This window comes from Pseudovibrio denitrificans JCM 12308 (assembly GCF_001310815.1).
GTDB lineage: Bacteria > Pseudomonadota > Alphaproteobacteria > Rhizobiales > Stappiaceae > Pseudovibrio > Pseudovibrio denitrificans.
This window is the reverse complement of record NZ_BAZK01000009.1, coordinates 204,994-223,974: the sequence shown is the minus strand read 5'-3', so window position 1 is coordinate 223,974 and position 18,981 is coordinate 204,994. Positions and strand designations below refer to the sequence as shown.

Here is an 18,981-nt window from a genome sequence, read left to right as displayed (position 1 = left end):
CACTCTCCCTATCAACGACTGCTTACACCTGCAACCAAATCTGGCAATGTCAGTGTTATTGCCGGGAAGAAGGTGATCACAATTAGTGTAATCACAATAGGTAGATAGAACGGCATCATGGCCTTGACCAATTTGCCATAGCTGATCTTGGCAATGTCCATCATGATGAACAGGATTACGCCGAATGGTGGGGAGACCGCACCGATCAGCAAGTTGAAGATCATCATCACGCCGAACTGGGTGGTGTCCATGCCGATATGCTCAATGAGCGGCAGCAGGGTTGGCACACCGATCAGCAAGATCGCGGTGGTTTCCATGAAGAGCCCGGCCACCAGCAGCATCAGGTTGATCATCAGCAACAGCACAATTGGGTTGTCCGAAATGGACAGCAGAGCTGTTTGCAGCGTTTCCGGCACGTTGAGCACGGAGATCAGCCAGGAGATTGGGGCTGCACAGCCGATGATGAACACCATTGCGCCGATGGTGAATGTGGTGGCCCGCATGGCATCCAGCACATCCTTGAAGGACATCTCACGGGAGAGCGCTCCAAGCGCCATGGCGTAAACGGTGACGATTGCACCCAACTCGGTTGGTGTTGCCACACCAAGCAGCAGGCCGGACACCAGCAGGATTGGAGCCAGAAGACCTGGTAAAGCACGCCAGCCAGCAACAACCACTTCGCGGAAGGTGGCGCGCGGGGCAACAGGTGAGTGCACCTTGCCGGAGACCGCCATAAAGTAGATGAGCACCATCAGCACGAAACCCAGGAACAGGCCCGGCACGATGCCAGCCAGGAACAGACGGGCGATGGATTCACCAGAAAGCACGGCGTAGATCACCATGATCACACTTGGTGGGATGATCGGGCCGATGATGGAGGACGCAGCAGTGACAGCGGCGCTGAAGGGCTTTTCAAAGCCGGCGTCTTTCATGGCCTTGATTTCGATGGTGCCAAGGCCAGCTGCATCTGCCTGCGCAACGCCGGACATACCGGAAAAGACGATGGATGCCAGAATGTTTACGTGTGCCAGACCACCGTGAATATGGGCCACCAGCGTTTTGGCGAAGGCGAAGATCCTGTCTGCAATGCCCGAGACGTTGAGCAGGTTGCCCGCAAAGACGAAGAGCGGGATTGCAAGCAGTGGGAAGCTTTCCAGCGAGGGCGTAACGCGCTGTGCGATGATCTTCAGACCCACGGCAGAGAACAGAGGCGAAGCGCCGGTGACCTGCTGGATGACGATGAAGATGACGGAGGCTGCCAGCATGGCGAACGGCACTGGCATGCGCAGAAAGATTAGGCCAAACAAGAGGCCGAGCAGAAGAAGTGCTTCCATGATCAGACCAGAGCCTCCTGCTCGTCTTTGCGCTCAAAGATCACGTCATAGGCCAGCGACAGGATGATCGAGGAGAAGCAGTAGATAAGTGGAATGGAGTTGTAGAACGCGACCGGGAAGTTGAACGGCAGGGAGATGGTGGTACGGCGCATCTCAACCTTCAGAACCGGATTAACGTGCAGCAGAATGACGACGAGCGTTGCAATCGTCACCAGCGCCATGATCACGCCCAGTGCTTTGGAGAGCGACCCTTGCGGGAAAAGGTCTACCAGAATATGGCGCTTTTCCTTGGTTGCCACGGCGGCAGCCAGCATGGTCAGCAGAATAAAGGCGATTGTTACGATCTCTTCCATCCAGGCAATGGGAGAGTCAAAAACGTACCGCAGGATGATCTGGAAAGAGATGGTTCCCACAATCATAGCAATCAGTGCCATGCATAGTGCCATTTCTATCTTTCCCAGAACCGTCACAACGGTCTTCAAGAAACTTTTCATCGAAAAGCCCTCTTAATGCGGCTTGGACCGCGATTGATTAGAGGAGAAGCGCGGGCAGCCCCGCGCCTCACAACAGCTTTGGTGTCCGGTCAGAGGCCGGGCTTAGTATTTCTGGACAGCTTCAAACAGGCCTTTGCGCCACAGGCCTTCGGCTTCCACATCCGCAACGCCAGCGTTGGCAGCTTCACGCAGTGGGGTAGCGTCAATCTCACGGATGGTGGCACCGCCCTTGCGCATTTCGTCCAACACGGTTTCACGGCGCTCGGTGGAGTACTCATAAACCCAGCGGGACGCGTCTTCTGCAGCTTTGGTCAGCAGGTCCTGCTGTTCCGGTGTGAAGCTCTGGAACTTGTCTTCGTTGATGACGATAGTGGAGGTCGCCCACACGTGGTTAGTCATGTACACGTTTGGTGCGGCCTCGTGGAAGCGCTGGGAGATTGCCGCGCTTGGAGGGCCTTCTGCACCATCAACGATGCCGGTGCGCATGGCCAGGAACACCTCACCCCAGGCAACCTGTGTTGGCTGTGCGCCGATGGCTTTCCAGAGGCTCAGGTAAGCCGGGATCTGCGGAATGCGCATTTTGCGACCTGAGAAGTCAGCTTTCTCGTTCAGCTCTTCAGTCAGGAATACAACACGTGGTTCAGTTGGACCGGAAGACAGCGGACGGATACGAGCCTCGTTGATCATGTCTTTCGTCAGATCGTCAAACAGATCGCTCTTGAAGAAGTTGAAGACGTGGTCCGCATCGCGGAAGGTGAAGCCCCAGGTGAGGATGTTGGTGTCTGGGGCATAGCTGGTCAGCCAGGAGCCAGCGGTGCCGAATGCATCCAGAGAACCGGCGGAGAGCTGGTCCATCACCTGCGGTGGGGTGCCCAGCTGGGTGCCGGTGATGTAGCTGACATCAATGTCGCCGTTGGAGCGTTCTTCAACCAGCTTGGCAAAGTGCTTGTTCATCAAATCAACAGGTGAATCAATAGCATCCGCGTTGACCAGCACCAATGTTTCTGCTTGTGCTGCAAAGGATATGGCAACCGCTGCACTCGCCCCAAGTAGCAGTGATTTAATATAGGATTTCATAGAGCTTTCCTCCCTAAAGCAAGGTTAGAGCGTTTCCAGAAGCGCCAATGCTTCTGGCGAAGGTTTGACACCAAGACCCGGACCTTCCGACAGGAAGTACGTCCCCGCTTTGCAATCCATGTTCCCGACTAGCAGGCGGCGGTTTGGTTCAAAGATGGAATGTTGGAATTCGTGCCCACGGGTGGCGGACAGAGCGGCAGAAGCCTGCAAGCTTGCTGCCAGAAAGATCCCCGCACCAATGGTGGCGTGAGGAATAACGTCAATGCCGAGTTCTTCGGCCAGCCGACCAATGCGCATAAAGCTGGTGATGCCCTTATGCCCCATTTCCGGCTGAACGATTGAGATGCGGCAGCGCTCGATGCGGTGACGCATATCCCACACCGTGCGCCATTCTTCGCCCACCGCGATCTTCTGCGATGTGCTCTGGCTCACCTGTGCAAGGGCATTGATATCTTCAGTGCGCACCGGTGCCTCAGCAAACCAAAGGCCGTATGGCGCCATGCCCTCGATGAGGGACAGAGCTTCATCGGCTGTCTGGTTCCAGTGCATGTCCGCCGCGATCAGAGCTTTTGGTCCCAGAGCGGAACGCAAATGCTCGATTTCGGCAACCGGGCCATCATCAGCCACCGGGCTGGCAAACTTGAAGGCGTGGAAGCCCTTCTCCTGCCAGCTCAGCGCCAGTTCTGCGCGTTTCTCACGGGTCGGTTCCGGCAGGCCGGAAACGTAAGCAAGAATGCCATCCTGCTTCACACCACCCAGCAGCTCCACCACAGGTTTCCCCGCCTGCTGCCCGGCAATGTCCCAAAGCGCGATGTCGATGGCGGCGAGTGCATCCACATAGAAACCGCCGGTGTAACCGCGCACGCGCATCAGATCATAAAGATCGTCGAAGATGACTTCCGGATCTGCTGGATCACGGCCAATGACAAAACTGGCCAGCAGATCGTTGATGATGGCACCAACAGCGCCCGGCGCGGCCAGACCATAAGTCTCCCCCCAACCAACTGCGCCATTGCGTGTTTCAAGACGCACCAGCACAGAGCGGTCGAAGATTGGATAGACCGTCCGATTACCACGACGCACCAGATATCCCTGCGCGTTGGGCTCCTCACCCGGACGTGCAGCACCCAAGTAGGGTGTTTCGCGAGGTTGAGTTAATGTGAAAACCTCAACTTTTGCGACAGGATCTGTCATTATGCTGCCCCTTCCATGACAGAGCTTTCCAACAAGCCCAGCTCCACCAGATTATTGTCAATATCCGCTAGAGCCATTTTGTCCAAGAGGGGGGTTGGTGCACGCACGTCTGTTTCGATGGAAATGCCGCGTTTTAGCAGCACATATTTGGTCAGACGCATGCGGTAAAGCGCTTGAATTGCAAGCAAAGGTAGAGTTCGGATGTAAAGGTCACGTGCTTTGGACTGCTCGCCAGAGCGCCATGCGCGATCCATCTGCACATGCAGATCAGCGATTTCAACGGCTGGCATAGCCGCGCAGGCGCCCCGCTCGTACTCATCCAGAATGTAACGCGCGCCACCGCCACCGATAACGCCTTTGAGGCCCGCTGGACGGTTTGCCAAAATCTCAACAATAGCCGGACCCGCCGGAAGGGTCTCTTCTTTCACGTAGGTGACAGCAGGCACGGCTTCGAGGATTTTCAGGATCGCTTTTGGTGACAGATCAGAGCCACGAGGTGCTGGCGCGTTCTGCAGGATGATCTCCATACCCGGCAGACCTTCAGCAACCTCCGTCATGAAGACCAGTGCTTCTGCCTCACCCAGCTCCTTCGGAGGCTGCACCATCAGGTGGCCAATGCCCAAAGCTTCGGCTGTCTTGCCATGCGCAATCACCAGCTCCGGTTTTGCAGCGCTGGCACCAGCGACAATCGGCAGACGACCAGCAACGGTATCAACGACCACTTTCAGAAGGCTGCTGCGCTCGTCTGCGGTGAGCTTTTCCACCTCACTGGCGAAACCGGGAAACACCACTCCATCCACGCCAGCAGACAGGGCGAAGGTCACCACCTCTTTCATTCCGTCGAGATCAACTCCGCCATCTTTCGAGAAGGGCGTCGGCAGTACCGGCAAGATGCCATTTAGATCAGCTTTTTTCATTGGTCCACTTTATGATACCTTGTGTTATTTATTGATACTAATAAAATCGGCAATATATCGCAATAGGGTTTTCAACGTAATCAGAGGACGCGGCAGAACACCAAAACACCATGGTCAAACGGCAGAGTTCTGCCGCTGGAGCGTGGTAGATAGGTAGGATGGGACCGGGGTGCTGGAAAAATAAATCTCGCTCTGAAACTCTCAAAACGGATGTGCTGCGAAAACGATTCTCGCAAAATCACTCAAAAATATGCGGATCAACGCAAACCAACGCACATTTCAACGCAAGCGTTAAAGCAGCAAAAAAGGCGGCATCAACACCTGCTGAGCCGCCCTTTCTATTCCCCTTCAGGACCGGTGATAACTAATAGCCGCCAGTCATGAAAATGCTCTCACCCGTCATGAAACCACAGGCATCTGAGGCCAGCAGCAAGGCTGCCCCCACCATCTCATCGGTCGTGCCTTCACGGCCCATCCAGTTGAGCTGGCGCACGTACTCAGCAAACCCTTCCGGGTCTTCTGCCTTGCGCCCGGCGCTTCTGTCCGTGTCGATCAGGCCCGGTGCCAGCGTGTTGAGCAGCACATTGTCCCTGGCGTAATCCCGCGCAAGGCTTTGCATGATGTTGTGCTGCGCCGCTTTGGTGGCCGCATAAGCCGTGACGATCTGCTTTGGTTTCAACTGGTTGACCGAGCCAATACTGACCACACGCCCCCATTTGCGCTCTGCCATCACAGGCAGACAGGTTTGCAGCATCTCTAAGGTCGAGCGCACATTAACGTTGAACTGAAATTCCAGATCCTCTGGCGCAAGATCCTCCAGTACTGCGTTTATCTGAGCAGAGGCGTTGATGACCAGAATATCAACTGGCCCCGCCACGGCTTCTGCCTTCTTAATGGCTTCACGCCCCGCTCTGGGAGCGCTCAAGTCCTGTCCAATGGAGTAAGCAGTGCCGCCACCTGCTCTGATCTCCTCCAGCGTGTTGGCACAGGCATCCTGTTTGTGCCCGTGCACCACCACCGTGGCCCCGGCACCTGCAAGCCCCTTTGCAATGGCCGCACCAATCCCGCGACTTGAGCCTGTCACCAAAGCCGTGCGCCCGGTGAGATTAAAGATTTCGTTTGGTGTCCGCATGACAACCTCGCATCCTGAACAATGATGATACGTGCTAAGTCGTTGACTTAAGAAGGTTCCAGCATTGAGCGGTGCACCTTGAAGATGGCCTTGCGCACAGGCGCCCCCTTGCCATCTGGTGCCACCAATGGCCGGTGCAGTTCACCGGGAAAGAACACGGCAAAGTCACGCGGCGCCATGAGGACTATCTTTCTGCGGCAATCTCAGCTGTAAAGGCGACATCCTTATCTGCCATCTTATCCTCGGTGATGGCACCTGCTGGCATGTGGCCGTAACCCAGCACTTCCGTGCCTTCCAGCAGCACCTGAATATCCGCATAATCAGCATGGAACTCTGGCCGACGCTCTTCTATGGGCTGGGTTTGCGCATCCACCACCATCGCGAAAACCTTATCGCCATCAAGATCATAGCGTCCCGCTTCGCGGTCTTCGCTCAAGAACTCTTTGGCCTCTTGCAAAAGCTGCTTCAGCTCCGCGGAGATAAAGGGGATGATCTCCAGATGATCAAGATTTGCACTCAACATGCTAGCATTCCTTCTTGTTTACGTTCGTCACGAGAGCTCTGGCCCGCTGGCGCACCTGATCTGGTGTGTCTCCCGGTTTAAAGAGTGATGACCCGATGCCCGCACCGGCTGCGCCAACCGCCATGTACTGCGCAATATTGTCTGCATCGACGCCACCAACGGGGAGCACACGCGTCCCCTTTGGCAACACGGCAAGCATGGCTTTGATGATGGAGGGTGGGCAGAGTTCTGCCGGAAAGAGCTTGAGCGAATGCGCGCCCAGCTCGGCAGCAGCAAACGCTTCTGTTGGGGTATAAACACCCGGCATCCAATCCATATCGAGCAACTGGCAGGCTTTGCCGACTTCCGCGCTGAAGTTGGGCGCAACGATAAACTGCCCTCCGGCTTCCTTCACAGTCTTCACATTTTCAGCGGTGAGCACCGTGCCTGCGCCAACACTCACCTGATCACCAAACCTCTCTGCAATCAATGAGATGCTCTTCAAGGGATCCGGTGAGTTCAGTGGCACTTCCATAATGTGAATGCCGCCATCAATCAGCGCCTGCGCAATGTCCAAAGCCTCATCCGGCGTCAGCCGCGTAAAATCGCGACCACAGGCGCGGTTTGCATGTATCTATCGAGTGATTTCATTGTTCTTCCTGAAATTATTGGATGAGGTTGAGGGCGCGTGCGACCTGTGCGGCACCAAATGCAGCGGACCCGTGCGGGACGATTTTTGAGGGAGCCCCCAGCATAGAAAAGCCGCGCTGATACAGCTCCGGCAATCTGCCATTGCCGAGGATCCAGAGTGTGTCTTGAGAGGTCACGATGGCTTCGGAAAGTTCTGCTCCGATCAGCAAACCCGAAAGGTAGCAAGCTGCATGTTCCTCCGGCATGCCATCCACCAAAACACGGGAGCGTGCGGAGAATACGCGGTTGAGCAAAGCACCAGCCCCACCTTGCTGCGCACCAATACGGATGCCTTCCTCAAACCAGGAGCAGCCAGCTTCACATGGTGTGCCGCCAAATGCCCCGAGAATGGTGGATTTGGTCAGGGCGCTGAACATCTCTCCTGTGAGATAGGTGCGGAAGCTTTGAATAGCTCCATCCCGAATGATCGTATGTTTGGAATGGGTTCCGGGAATGATCATGGTGGCATCGCGCAGGTTAAAATGAGAGACAGCCCCAAGGATCTCCGTTTCCTCCCCGCGCATCACATCCGCCTCAACCCCTTCTGCTTTGATGCCCGGAATGAACCAGAGCGGCCCTAAATCCGGCAGTGTTACTTGCTTTGTGGCACTGGAAAGGTCACCGGCTGTGGTTGGCAAGGTTGCGTAAGGCACCTCAACCCAGCCGTTGCGAGAGGTGATCATGCCCGAAAGGACGATTGGCAAGTCCGCACGGAACCCCTTCAGGCCCTTAAGGTTATCTCGCAGGACCTCCTCAAACTTTCCGTCACACTGGAGTATCCCTTGCTCTGTCGAGATTTTGTCGAGGATTTCCATTTGGTTGCTGAGAGTGCACGCCCGGAACGAGCTCGTGCCCCAGTCAACCGCAACCAAACTCGCATCTGTCATGATCAGCGCCCCATTTTATCGCAGCATCCAATGAGGAAAGCTGCCTGAGTTATTCGGGTGGGTTAGCTCACCCATGCGCAAACCAATCACAATATTGCTTTTATAGCAACATTAAATCATGCTACAGTTCCGCCTATGCCTTGTGGACCAAGCTGATCGACGTGGTTCAATGCTGGAAAACAGCACAGAAAATGCAGTAATGTTGCTATTGATAACTCATTTGAAGATGGATCAGGTTGGCATTGGCTCGATGATCCGCGATGCGAAGGCAGAGATGGCAACCAAAAGTCCCGCCCAATCCAACAAGAGCATTTCCGATGGCTTCATCGTTTTGCAGGCGCTTGCCTCCTCTGATCGTCCCATGGGGGGACGGGAGTTGGCACGCGTATTGGATATGGAGACCACGCGGGTCAATCGGCTGCTGAAGACCCTGGCATCCATGGATATTCTGCAGCAGACCGCTCAGCGCAAATATGAACCTGGCCCAGGCATGCATGTGCTTGCCGCCCAGAGCCTGCATGCTTCCAGCCTGCTGCGCCACTCCATGGACGCGCTGGAAACGCTGACTTCCACTGGTCTGATTGTGGCACTTGGGGTTTTGTGGCGGGATCAGGTGGCTTACCTTTACCACCGCACGCCGGGCATGTCCGCCGGTGACGCTCTGGGCCGTATCGGATCACGTCCTGCCACCATGACCGGTGTAGGCATGGCACTGCTCGCCGCAAAAACGGACGAAGAGATAATAAGTCTTTATGCCGGGCGAGATATCCCCGGTTACCCCGAAGGACCGGAGGCGCTGATGGACCGCATCACCACCATCCGCCGCCAGAACTACGCTTACGTGGAGGTTCAGCCCGACACCCTCGGCAAAGCCAACGACATCCACCAAACCATCGCCACCACCCTAGGCACTCCCACCACCGCCGCCCTAGCCCTCTCCGGCTGGATCCCCGAGCCAAGCACCGAAGAGCTGATGAAACTGCTGAGAGGGTGTAAGGAGGTGATTGAGGGAAATATGGAAAATCTATCTAAATCAGATAGATAGCCCCTTATCCCAATAAGGTCGATCACTGCCGATTTGTTCGGAGACGAAGTCTATGAAGACGCGGGTTTTGGTGGGGAGATATTTTCGGTTGGGGTAGACGGCGTACATGGTTTGGGTTGGGAGAGTGTAGTTGGGCAGGACTTGGGTCAGGGCTCCAGATCTTAGATACTCTCCTGCTGCGAAGGTTGTTAGCCGGCCAATACCGCAGCCACCGAGAACTGCAGTAGTGAGAGCATCTCCGTTGTTGACCTGGTAATTACCTGAAGTTTCTACTCTTATTTGCCCTTCTGCCCCCTCCAGTGTCCATTCATGTTGGTCACTGAAGTAAACGTAGTGCAGGCAGTTATGGGTCTGTAGGTCTTGCGGCGTTGTTGGGGTACCATGTTTCTCAAGGTACTGAGGAGAAGCTGCTAACACGTTATGGCATGGAGCTATTTTTCTAGCGATGAGGGATGAATCCTTTAAGCGCCCTCCTCTGATGGCGAGATCGAAGCCGCCGTCGACCAGATCAACTGTTCGGTCATCCATAATCATATCGACGCTGATTTCTGGGTTTAATTTCAGAAATTTAGGTATCAGTGGTGCGATGTGAAGTCGGCCAAAGGTCATGGGAACATTGATTTTAAGCCGCCCCTTTGGCTTGCCCTGCATTTGGGCGACAGCACTCTCAGCCTCTTTCGCAGCTTCCAGAGCATCAACAGCGCGGGCGTAGTAGAGCTCTCCCGCTTCCGTCAGGCTGATGTTGCGGGTCGAACGGTTGAGAAGACGTGCGCCAAGATACTCTTCTAAAAGGGTAATTCTCTTACTGACAGCAGATTTCGAGACACCCAGCTCACGTGCAGCGGCTGCAAAGCCTTGATGTTCCACGACCATCACGAAGACAGGTAAAGCGCTTATCTGATCCATTCACTAAGCCTCAACGTTCTCTTTTTCTCACCAATTAGTTTCCTAACTAACAGATTATCACAAACTAAGAAACGAACTAGGTTCTCTAAAGAAGCAGAGGACAAAGTTATGACTATGATGCTCATTGATGGGCAGTTGCGGGAGAAACCCAAGGGCAGTGATGGACAACACCATCAGCTCAGCAGCGACATCCGCAACTGGATTGAGGCTGATAGCACAGCTCCATTTCCAGCAGAGGTAAACCGCTATCATCTTTACACCTCTCACGCGTGCCCTTGGTGTCATCGTGTGATGGTGATGCGTGCTCTGATGGGACTAGAAAATGTTATATCTGTCAGCGAGATGCATCCGTTCCGGGATGATACAGGCTGGCGGATTGACCCAGCTTTGTTTGATGAAACCGCCGGTGTCCCAAAGGATACATTTCTTTATGAAGCCTATTTGCGGGCTAACCCAATCCACACTGGTCCTATCAGCGTTCCGCTTCTGATTGATAAAAAAACGGGCCAGATTGTCAGCAATAACTCTGCTGACATCATGCAGATGTTGAACAAATCCTTTGGTGCTTTTGCAGGCTCATCTGCTGACTTTTATCCTGCCGAGCTGGCAGGCCAAATTGATCAGCTTGCCGATTACATCCAAACCCATGTGAATTCAGGAGCTTACAAGGCGGGCTTTGCCTCTACTCAAGCAGCTTATGACGAAGCCGTTCGTGCTCTGTTTGACGCTCTTGATGTTCTTGACCAGCGTTTGGAACGACAGAGATACTTGCTCGGCGACAGTTTGACGGAGGTCGACTGGAAGCTGTTTGTCACGCTCATTCGCTTTGATGCGGTGTATGTCACTCATTTCAAAACTGACCTGAAGCGCCTTTCAGATTTCTCAAATCTCAGTCCCTACCTGCGAGAGCTTTACCAGATCCCGGGCATTGCAGGGACGGTGAACTTCCAACGCATGCGGGAACACTATTTCCGCAGCCATCTTCATTTGAATCCCAACGGCATTGTTTCGATAGGCCCGCAAGTCGACCTGAGTAAACCCCATGGTCGTGAACATGTCGGTGTCTATCAGAAAGGAGCGGCCTGATGACAGGTAACGCGATTTCTTCACAGACTGATAAACATAAGAATCCAACTGGTTACATCATCCTGATCGGTGCGTTGGTAGGCGTGAACTATGCCAGTGCAAAGCTTGTCACCCAGGCGGGCGTGACTGCCTTGAGCGCAACATTGGCGCAACTTCTATTGGCAGGCTTGTTTCTGTATCTTCTTCTCCGATTGAAGCGAGAGCGGCTTTCCTTCAGACGCGAACACATTAAGTACTACATCCTTAATGGCTTCCTCGGGATCACGGTGCCAACTCTGATCGCTTATTGGGTGTTGAAGTATATTCCTGCCTGGCTGCTGACTGTTCTGGTTACTTTGTCACCTTTGATCACTGCCGGCCTGACATCTCTGGTAGAGCGGAAGCTGATCGCCCCCCAGCGTCTGTTGGGCATCACTATTGGGCTTGCTGGTATTAGCCTCGTTACTTTTAGCAGCGTACAGGAAGGACAATTTGATCCGATATGGATCCTGTTTGGCGCCGCAATGCCTTTGTCCCTGGCGATTGCAAATATCTATCGCAACAAGGCCTTTCCGCGAGATACGACATCTATAGCGTCGCCAGTGGCACCATGTTTTCTCAGGTGCTGTTGCTGCTGCCAGCTTTGCTTTTGATTGATGATCCAACCGCCGCTGCCGGACCTATGACTGCCGTTTGGTGGATCGTATTGGGCATCGGGTTGCTCACTGCTGGCAGCTATGCGCTGACCTTCTTTATTCAAGACAGGACAGATAGTGTCGGCTTCAGTCAAGTCGGTTATTTCGCGACGATATCCGGTGTTCTTGTTGCTGCTCTGGTGTTCGCAGAGCCAATCGGCCCGGTCATCTTTGTCGCCATCGCAGTTCTGTTTGTCGGCCTCGCCTTAACAAATGGCCACCTTCAACTGCCACTACTCCGCAGATCAAACTCCCAAAACAACTGATAAATCCCGCTCCCTTGAGATATAATGAAAGGACGCCCCATGACTATTGTTAGCAAAACTCCCCTGAACGCTCGAGACTTTGCAGAGCAACTCTATAAAGCTGTCGATTCATTGAATGCAGACGCTGTTGGAGCGTTTCTATCACCAGATGTGCGCTTCCAACTTGGCAACTTCAATGAGATTGTTGGGTATGCAGCCGTCGTTGACGCGAATGCAGCGTTCTTCAAGTCGATCTCGGCGATGTCTCATACACTTAAAGACAGCTGGGCTTTTGAAGATACAGTCATATGCACCGGTGAGGTGCATTACATCCGGCACGACAAAAGCACGCTTCAAATCCCCTTCTCAGCAGTTTTGAAACTAGAAGATGTTCTGATCTTTGACTATCAAGTCTACGTGGATGTCTCTCCTTTATAGGAGAATCTACACACTACCCTTTGATTGTCAGTAGTTAGCACGATGCAAGGTTTGCCTTATTGCATCGTGCTTTTTTGTCTGCGCAGTTGCCTCAGCTTAAAAGCTGCTTTCTAACTCACAACTCCCCTGCTTCCTCCAGTACCTTCCTCGCACTGCGGAAGCAGTCTACTCCGGCGGGGACGCCGGCGTAGATGGCTACGATGTGGCAGGCCGCGCGGATTTGTTCTTTGGTGACGCCGTTGCGCAGTGCGCCTTTGCAGTGGAGTTCCCATTCGTGCATTTTGCCGAGGGCACCGATCATGGCCAGGTTCATAAGGCTGCGGGTTGGGGCATCGATGGCGTCATCTCCCCAGCCAAAGCCCCAGCACCATTCGGTCATGGCTTCCTGAAACGGACGGTTGAAATCGTCCGCTTTTGCTAGATTGGCTTCTACGTAGTCAGCGCCAAGTGTAGCCTTGCGTTGCTCAAGGCCTTTTTCAAACCGGTCAGACATGTACAATTTCTCTCTTAAACGCTGATACAGATGTATTTGATCTCGACATAATCTTCGATGCCGTACTTGGAGCCTTCACGGCCAAGGCCGGATTGCTTGACGCCGCCAAATGGAGCCACTTCAGTCGAGATCAGGCCGGTGTTCACGCCAACCATGCCGTACTCCAGCTCTTCTGCCACTTTGTAGACCGTAGACAGATCATTGCTGTAGAAATAAGAGGCCAGCCCGAACTCGGTGTTGTTGGCCGCTTCAATGGCTTCATCGATTTCCTTAAAGCGGAACAGAGGTGCCAGAGGGCCGAAGGTTTCTTCTCTTGCTACTTCCATTTTGCTGGTGACATCAGATAGGACGGTTGGTTGGAAGAAAGTACCGCCTTTCTCGCTGCGACCACCGCCACAAACGACCTTTGCGCCATTTTCAAGCGCGTTGCGGATGTGGGTTTCCACCTTTTCGACGGCTGCATCTGTGATGAGCGGGCCAATGGTGACGCCTGGCTCGAAGCCATCGCCAACTTTCATGTTGCACACGGCTTCTGCCAGTTTTTTGGCAAAAGCGTCATAGACACCATCCTGCACGTAAATGCGGTTGGAGCAGACGCAGGTCTGGCCGGCATTGCGGAATTTGGAGATCAGTGCGCCTTCAACGGCCTTATCCAGATCCGCATCGTTGAACACGATAAACGGGGCGTTGCCGCCGAGCTCCAGTGAGAGCTTTTTTATCTGGTCCGCGCTCTGACGCATGAGGATACGGCCCACATTGGTGGAGCCGGTGAAACTGATTTTCTGGACAATCTCGTTGCTGCACAGCTCTTCGCCGACTGCAACAGCATCGGTGGATGGCAGAATGCTCAGCACACCTTTGGGGATCCCCGCCTGTTCGGCCAACAATGCGAGGGCAAGAGCTGAGAGCGGAGTTTCGTCAGCAGGCTTCACGATCATGGCACAGCCAGCAGCCAGAGCTGGCGCAGCTTTGCGGGTGATCATGGCATTCGGGAAGTTCCATGGAGTAATCGCACCAACAACACCAACCGGTTGTTTGATCACCATAATACGCTTGTCTTCTTGATGGCCCGGAATGGTATCACCATAAACGCGTTTAGCTTCCTCGGAGAACCACTCGATGAAGCTGGCACCGTAAAGGATCTCGCCTTTAGACTCCGCCAAAGGTTTGCCCATCTCTGCGGTCAGAATCGCAGCGAGATCATCGGCATTTTCAATGAGAAGGTCGAACCAGCGGCGCAGGATCTGGGAGCGCTCTTTGCCGGTGCGCTTGCCCCATGCTTTTTGGGCAACTTTCGCCGCGTTGATGGCATCAACAACATCCTCGCGGGAGCAATCGGCTACGTTGGCAATCAGCTCTCCCGTCGAAGGGTTGTTGACCGCGAACGTCTTCTGGCGCGAAACAAAGCCGCCATCAATATAAGCACCGGATTGCAGCAGGTTGGGGTTGTTGAGCTTCAGGTCCATGGTGACACCTTTTGTCTTTCCTTGTAATCACGCTGGTTTTCATCACGCCGTAAAAGAATGGGGACCAGAAGATTTGGCCCCCATACTGTTCAATTTCCGTTAAATCGGGTCAGGCTCGTAGTTCCCGATCAAGCGTTGTGCCATCCGGCGCCAGCTTTTTGTGCTCATCTGCGATTGCACTCGGGTCCTGCATCAGAGACTTCACGATGCCCCATGCCATCAACACAACCAGTGCACTGATCGGCAGAGCCGCCGCGATTGCTGCCGTTTGCAAAGCAGACAGACCACCGGCAACCAACAAGGCTGCAGCGACAACACCCTGAGCAACACCCCAGATGACGCGGTGCTGTTTTGGTGGGTGCGCGTTGCCCATGGACAGGATGGTGGTAATCACCAAAGTGCCGGAATCAGAGGACGTGATGAACCATGTGGCCAGCAGGAAGGTGGTCAGCGCCGCAATCAGCCAGCTGATGGTGCCGTTGGAGGTCATCTGCTCAATGGTGCCATAGAGCGCGCCGCCAAGGTTCCAGCTGTTTACGGTGTCGATCAGACCTGCAGTGCCTACACCGCCCGGAGCATTCATCTCGATGAAGAGTGCGTTGCCGCCGAAGATGGTAATCCAAAGGAAGGCCATCACAGTTGGGACAAGCATCGCGCCGAACATGAACTCACGGATGGTACGACCACGGCTGATGCGTGCGATGAACATGCCCACGAATGGTGCCCAAGACAGCCACCAGCCCCAGTAGAACATGGTCCAGCCACCCTGCCACTTCACATCGCCCGGCTCGCTTGCAGTCCAGAAACCCATGGACAGGAAGTGAGACATGTAATCGCCGACGGATGTCAGGAAGAAGCTTGCAAGCCACTGAGATGGACCAGCGAGAGCAAAGAACAGGATCAAAATCAGCGTCAGAGCAATGTTCCACTCAGACAGGATACGGATGCCTTTGCCAATACCGGACACAGCAGAGAGCGTTGCGATGATGGAGATACCAATCACCAACCCAATCTGGGTAAGGGTACCCGGATCAATGCCAAACAGCACGTTCAGACCGGCTGCCATCTGGTTTACGCCAAGGCCCATAGAGGTCGCGATGCCGAAAACGGTGCCGAAAACTGCCAGCAGATCAACAGCATGACCAGCAGGACCGTAGATGCGCTCTCCGAGTATCGGGTAAAGGGCACTGCGGAACGTCAGTGGCAATTTTTTGCGGAATGAGAAGTACGCAAGGCAGAGACCAGTGATGGTGTAGATGGCCCAGCCATGCAGACCCCAGTGGAAGTTGGTCACGCGCACAGCATCCACTGCACGGTCCATGTTCATCTCGGTATGGCCAGCCATATCCGCGAATGGGTTATTCGGGTAGCCCCAGCCTGCGGAGTTGTCAAAGTAGAACAGCGGTTCTGCAACCCCGAAGAACATGATGCCAATAGATACACTTGCGGAAAACAGCATTGCAAACCATGCGAAATTGCTGAATTCCGGACGTGCATCATCATCGCCCAGACGGATGGAGCCGAAGCGGCTGACCATCAGGCCGATACAGATGAAGAAGATGATCATGACTGATGAGATGTAGTACCAGCTCAGCGCTGTCTCAACCCAGCTACGTACCGCCCCATACAGCTGGCCTGCATAATCAACGTTCAGAATTGTAAACACAACGAATGCCGCAACCATTGCTTTGGCCGCAATCGACATTCCGTTATGAAGCCCCTTAAAGAGACCGGTTTCAGCAACACTCAGTTCTCCCTGAGCTTGCTTGTTATCGGTAGCCATCGTTCCCTCCCTGGCTATGTTCGGGCGTATTGCCCGTGCCGGGTTCCACTCCGGCTTATCTACAGCCCCATTTGCTGGGGTTATGGATGGGGTTCTCCTTTGTCTCAGCGCATCACGAATGGATCCGGGATCGGATCGTCTGACGTGCGCAGCCAGACTGTTTTGACTGTTGTGTAATCCAGCGCCGCCTGCAGCCCGCCTTCACGGCCATGGCCGGAGAGGCCTTGCCCCCCAAACGGAGCAACTGGCGAAACAGCGCGATAAGTGTTGACCCAAACGATGCCTGAGCGGATGCCTTTCACCATACGGTGGGCACGGGTCAGGCTTTTTGTGAAAATGCCGGAAGCCAACCCAAACTTCGTGTCATTAGCCATCTGCAGAGCTTCAGCCTCTGTCTCAAAGGTGAGGACAGAAAGCACCGGACCAAACAGCTCGGTTGTCACGCAAGGGGCATTCGGCACTTCTGAGCAATCCAGAATGGTTGGCGGGAAGTAGAACCCGTCCCGCTCACAATCTACACCGCCTGTCAGCAGTTTGGCGCCAGCGTCCACGGAGGCTTTGATCACAGCGTTGATGTGATCGCGCTGACGTTGACTGCACAAAGGCCCAACCTCAGTTGCCATATCCTGCGGATGGCCAATGACAACGGCTTCAGCTTTCGCTTTCAAGCGTGCCAGAAATTCATCCTTGATGCTCTTTGCGATGATCAGACGAGAGCCTGCAACACAGCTTTGCCCGGTTGCCGCAAAGATGCCGGAGATCTGTGCATTGACCGCACTGTCGATATCCGCATCCTCAAACACGATGAACGGAGACTTTCCGCCCAGTTCCAGCGAGGTGCTAGCGAGGTTTTCTGCGGAATTGCGAACGATATGCTTGGCAGTTTCTGGCCCACCTGTGAAGGCTACATGAGCAACGGATGGGTGTGATGTGAGCACCTGACCGCATTCCGGACCAAAGCCAGTGATGATGTTGACAACGCCTTTCGGGAAGCCAGCTTCTTCAATCAGTTTGGCAAACTCAAGAAGCGGTGCCGGGCCTTCTTCTGATGCTTTCACAATCAGCGTACAGCCAGCAGCAAGCGCCGGACCAATCTTAACTGCAGACAGGAAAAGCTGGTTGTTCCAGGGAACAATCGCCGCCACAACGCCAACAGGCTCACGGCGCAGCCAGACTTCCATATCCTGCTTGTCGATTGGCAGGTGAGCACCTTCAATCTTGTCTGCCAGACCAGCATAATACCGATAGTAATCCGCCACATACGCCACTTGCGCAGAGGTTTCGCGGATGATCTTGCCGGTATCCTGCGTTTCCAGCTGAGCCAGTTTTGGTGCATTGGCTTCAACCAGATCTGCCAGTTTGTAGAGCAGCTTACCGCGCTGTGTTGCGGTCAGGCCGCTCCAGCTCGGATCAAAGAAAGCCCGTTCAGCGGCAGTAACCGCCCGGTTGACATCCTCTGTCCGCGCCTCAGGCATTTCTGCCCAAGGCTGACCGGTTGCCGGATCCAGACTTTGAAACTGTGCTGAACCCTCTTCAAAACGACCATCGATATAGTGCAGGAAGCGTTTCATCATGCATCCTTTTGGAAAGCAGGCATTACTTCGTTGATGAAGCGTTCAAGAGACGCTTTCTTACGCTCAAACGACATGCCGCTATCAATCCAGAATGAGTACTCGTCATAGCCAAGGTCTTCGTAGTGCTTGAGGCGCTCGATAACCTTCTCAGAGGTGCCAATCACGTTGTTGGTGCGCATCTGCTCTGCGCTGTAGAACGGATGGTTCGCAATATCTTCGTCACTCAGCGGCTCAATGAGACCCTGTGTGATTGGACGCTCGTTTTTGAACCATGCACCGAAGTAGTTGTAGAAACGGTTGATCTCTTCAGCACCCTGCTGAACATCCGCATCATCTCCGCCAACATACGTGTGGCGCAGCAGCATGATCTTTGGACGTGGAACGGATGGGCTCTTCTCACAAGCATCGTTGAAGCGCTCCATGAGGCTTTCAACTTCATCATCACCGTTCCAAAGCGGGGTCACCTGAACGTTACAGCCGTTTGCAACTGCAAAGTCATGGGAGTTTGGATCACGAGCCGCCACCCAGATTGGCGGGTGAGGCTGCTGCATTGGCTGCGGCGCAGAGGTGGTTTTCGGGAACTGCCAATACTCACCTTCATGGGTGTAGTCGCCTTCCCAGAGCTTCTTGACCGCAGGCACCAGCTCACGCATGCGCTGACCGGCTTCCCATGCATCAAGACCTGGCATCATCCGCTCATATTCGAAGCTGTAAGCACCACGAGCGATACCCAGCTCAAGACGGCCGTCCATAATGATGTCCGCCATAGCAGCTTCGCCAGCCAGCTTGATTGGATGCCAGAAGGGCGCGATGACTGTTCCAGTTCCAAGACGTACATTTTCAGTCCGCCGTGCCAAGTCTACAAGATTGATGAAAGGGTTAGGCGCAATGGTGAAGTTCATGCCATGGTGTTCACCAGTCCAGATCGCATGCATGCCGCCTTTGTCAGCGATCTCACAGAGCTGCAGAAACTCGTCATAGAGTTTTTGCTGACTTTCGTCTGCTGAAATACGTTCCAGATGGATGAATAGTGAAAATTTCATG

Annotated in this window: 21 protein-coding genes; 5 read left to right on the top strand and 16 right to left on the bottom strand. The window is 54.2% G+C overall.

Going from position 1 to position 18,981, the window contains the following annotated elements; genetic code table 11:
- Positions 1-11: 11 nt before the first annotated feature.
- The 10 genes from JCM12308_RS14390 to JCM12308_RS14350 all read right to left on the bottom strand — a co-directional run bounded on the left by JCM12308_RS14390 (position 12) and on the right by JCM12308_RS14350 (position 8,227).
- Positions 12-1,334 carry a TRAP transporter large permease gene (locus JCM12308_RS14390; RefSeq protein ID WP_008551154.1) on the bottom strand — a complete coding sequence of 441 codons (1,323 nt, stop codon included), beginning with the start codon at positions 1,332-1,334 and terminating at the stop codon, positions 12-14.
- Between the two features lie 2 nt (positions 1,335-1,336).
- A complete protein-coding gene (locus JCM12308_RS14385) occupies positions 1,337-1,768 on the bottom strand; it encodes a TRAP transporter small permease (protein WP_208978588.1) in 432 nt (143 codons plus the stop codon).
- A gap of 162 nt (positions 1,769-1,930) precedes the next feature.
- Positions 1,931-2,905 (bottom strand): TRAP transporter substrate-binding protein, encoded by a 975-nt coding sequence (locus JCM12308_RS14380; protein ID WP_054784213.1) that lies wholly within the window; start codon positions 2,903-2,905, stop codon positions 1,931-1,933.
- 24 nt (positions 2,906-2,929) lie between these two features.
- Positions 2,930-4,099: a mandelate racemase/muconate lactonizing enzyme family protein gene (locus tag JCM12308_RS14375; RefSeq protein ID WP_054784212.1), complete on the bottom strand. Its 1,170-nt coding sequence runs from the start codon at positions 4,097-4,099 to the stop codon at positions 2,930-2,932.
- Positions 4,099-5,016: a dihydrodipicolinate synthase family protein gene (locus tag JCM12308_RS14370; RefSeq protein WP_054784211.1), complete on the bottom strand. Its 918-nt coding sequence runs from the start codon at positions 5,014-5,016 to the stop codon at positions 4,099-4,101. The genes JCM12308_RS14375 and JCM12308_RS14370 overlap by 1 nt, the downstream gene beginning before the upstream one ends.
- A 364-nt stretch (positions 5,017-5,380) precedes the next feature.
- Positions 5,381-6,148, bottom strand: coding sequence for an SDR family NAD(P)-dependent oxidoreductase (locus JCM12308_RS14365; RefSeq protein WP_054784210.1), 768 nt, complete (start codon positions 6,146-6,148; stop codon positions 5,381-5,383).
- 47 nt (positions 6,149-6,195) lie between these two features.
- Positions 6,196-6,327 (bottom strand): YhcH/YjgK/YiaL family protein, encoded by a 132-nt coding sequence (locus tag JCM12308_RS32340; RefSeq protein ID WP_208978587.1) that lies wholly within the window; start codon positions 6,325-6,327, stop codon positions 6,196-6,198.
- 5 nt (positions 6,328-6,332) lie between these two features.
- Complete coding sequence (locus JCM12308_RS14360) at positions 6,333-6,671, bottom strand: NanQ anomerase/TabA/YiaL family protein (RefSeq protein WP_208978586.1); 339 nt, start codon at positions 6,669-6,671, stop codon at positions 6,333-6,335.
- Position 6,672: 1 nt separating this feature from the next.
- Positions 6,673-7,227, bottom strand: coding sequence for a 2-dehydro-3-deoxy-6-phosphogalactonate aldolase (locus tag JCM12308_RS14355; protein ID WP_244271908.1), 555 nt, complete (start codon positions 7,225-7,227; stop codon positions 6,673-6,675).
- An 88-nt stretch (positions 7,228-7,315) separates the two neighbouring features.
- Entirely contained in the window at positions 7,316-8,227 is a 912-nt protein-coding gene (locus JCM12308_RS14350) for a 2-dehydro-3-deoxygalactonokinase (RefSeq protein ID WP_208609275.1), read from the bottom strand.
- A gap of 199 nt (positions 8,228-8,426) precedes the next feature.
- Here JCM12308_RS14350 and JCM12308_RS14345 point away from each other — a divergent pair, with 199 nt between their 5' ends.
- The gene (locus tag JCM12308_RS14345) at positions 8,427-9,272 is read left to right on the top strand and encodes an IclR family transcriptional regulator (protein WP_208609274.1); all 846 of its coding nucleotides are present in this window, start codon (positions 8,427-8,429) and stop codon (positions 9,270-9,272) included.
- On the opposite strand, the gene JCM12308_RS14340 is transcribed toward JCM12308_RS14345, so the two are convergent.
- The gene (locus tag JCM12308_RS14340; RefSeq protein WP_054784208.1) at positions 9,261-10,178 is read right to left on the bottom strand and encodes a LysR family transcriptional regulator; all 918 of its coding nucleotides are present in this window, start codon (positions 10,176-10,178) and stop codon (positions 9,261-9,263) included. The genes JCM12308_RS14345 and JCM12308_RS14340 overlap by 12 nt on opposite strands.
- 114 nt (positions 10,179-10,292) lie before the next feature.
- Between JCM12308_RS14340 and JCM12308_RS14335 the strand changes: the two genes are divergently transcribed.
- The 4 genes from JCM12308_RS14335 to JCM12308_RS14325 are packed head-to-tail and all read left to right on the top strand — an operon-like array spanning position 10,293 to position 12,621.
- Entirely contained in the window at positions 10,293-11,264 is a 972-nt protein-coding gene (locus tag JCM12308_RS14335) for a glutathione S-transferase family protein (RefSeq protein WP_054784234.1), read from the top strand.
- Positions 11,264-11,896, top strand: coding sequence for an EamA family transporter (locus JCM12308_RS14330; protein ID WP_208978585.1), 633 nt, complete (start codon positions 11,264-11,266; stop codon positions 11,894-11,896). The genes JCM12308_RS14335 and JCM12308_RS14330 overlap by 1 nt, the downstream gene beginning before the upstream one ends.
- The gene (locus JCM12308_RS29990) at positions 11,854-12,204 is read left to right on the top strand and encodes a hypothetical protein (protein ID WP_208978594.1); all 351 of its coding nucleotides are present in this window, start codon (positions 11,854-11,856) and stop codon (positions 12,202-12,204) included. The genes JCM12308_RS14330 and JCM12308_RS29990 overlap by 43 nt, the downstream gene beginning before the upstream one ends.
- A gap of 39 nt (positions 12,205-12,243) precedes the next feature.
- Positions 12,244-12,621 carry a nuclear transport factor 2 family protein gene (locus JCM12308_RS14325; protein WP_054784207.1) on the top strand — a complete coding sequence of 126 codons (378 nt, stop codon included), beginning with the start codon at positions 12,244-12,246 and terminating at the stop codon, positions 12,619-12,621.
- Between the two features lie 115 nt (positions 12,622-12,736).
- On the opposite strand, the gene JCM12308_RS14320 is transcribed toward JCM12308_RS14325, so the two are convergent.
- From JCM12308_RS14320 to JCM12308_RS14300, 5 genes are all read right to left on the bottom strand, one after another.
- On the bottom strand, positions 12,737-13,114 hold the full coding sequence (locus JCM12308_RS14320) for a carboxymuconolactone decarboxylase family protein (protein WP_008549335.1): 378 nt from the start codon (positions 13,112-13,114) through the stop codon (positions 12,737-12,739).
- Between the two features lie 14 nt (positions 13,115-13,128).
- Positions 13,129-14,580 carry an NAD-dependent succinate-semialdehyde dehydrogenase gene (locus JCM12308_RS14315; RefSeq protein WP_054784206.1) on the bottom strand — a complete coding sequence of 484 codons (1,452 nt, stop codon included), beginning with the start codon at positions 14,578-14,580 and terminating at the stop codon, positions 13,129-13,131.
- Between the two features lie 109 nt (positions 14,581-14,689).
- A complete protein-coding gene (locus JCM12308_RS14310; protein WP_014284601.1) occupies positions 14,690-16,363 on the bottom strand; it encodes a BCCT family transporter in 1,674 nt (557 codons plus the stop codon).
- Positions 16,364-16,467: 104 nt separating this feature from the next.
- Positions 16,468-17,934 (bottom strand): aldehyde dehydrogenase, encoded by a 1,467-nt coding sequence (locus JCM12308_RS14305; protein WP_054784233.1) that lies wholly within the window; start codon positions 17,932-17,934, stop codon positions 16,468-16,470.
- Positions 17,934-18,980, bottom strand: coding sequence for an LLM class flavin-dependent oxidoreductase (locus JCM12308_RS14300; RefSeq protein WP_054784205.1), 1,047 nt, complete (start codon positions 18,978-18,980; stop codon positions 17,934-17,936). Before JCM12308_RS14300 ends, JCM12308_RS14305 begins: the two co-directional genes overlap by 1 nt.
- Between the last annotated feature and the right edge of the window lies 1 nt (position 18,981).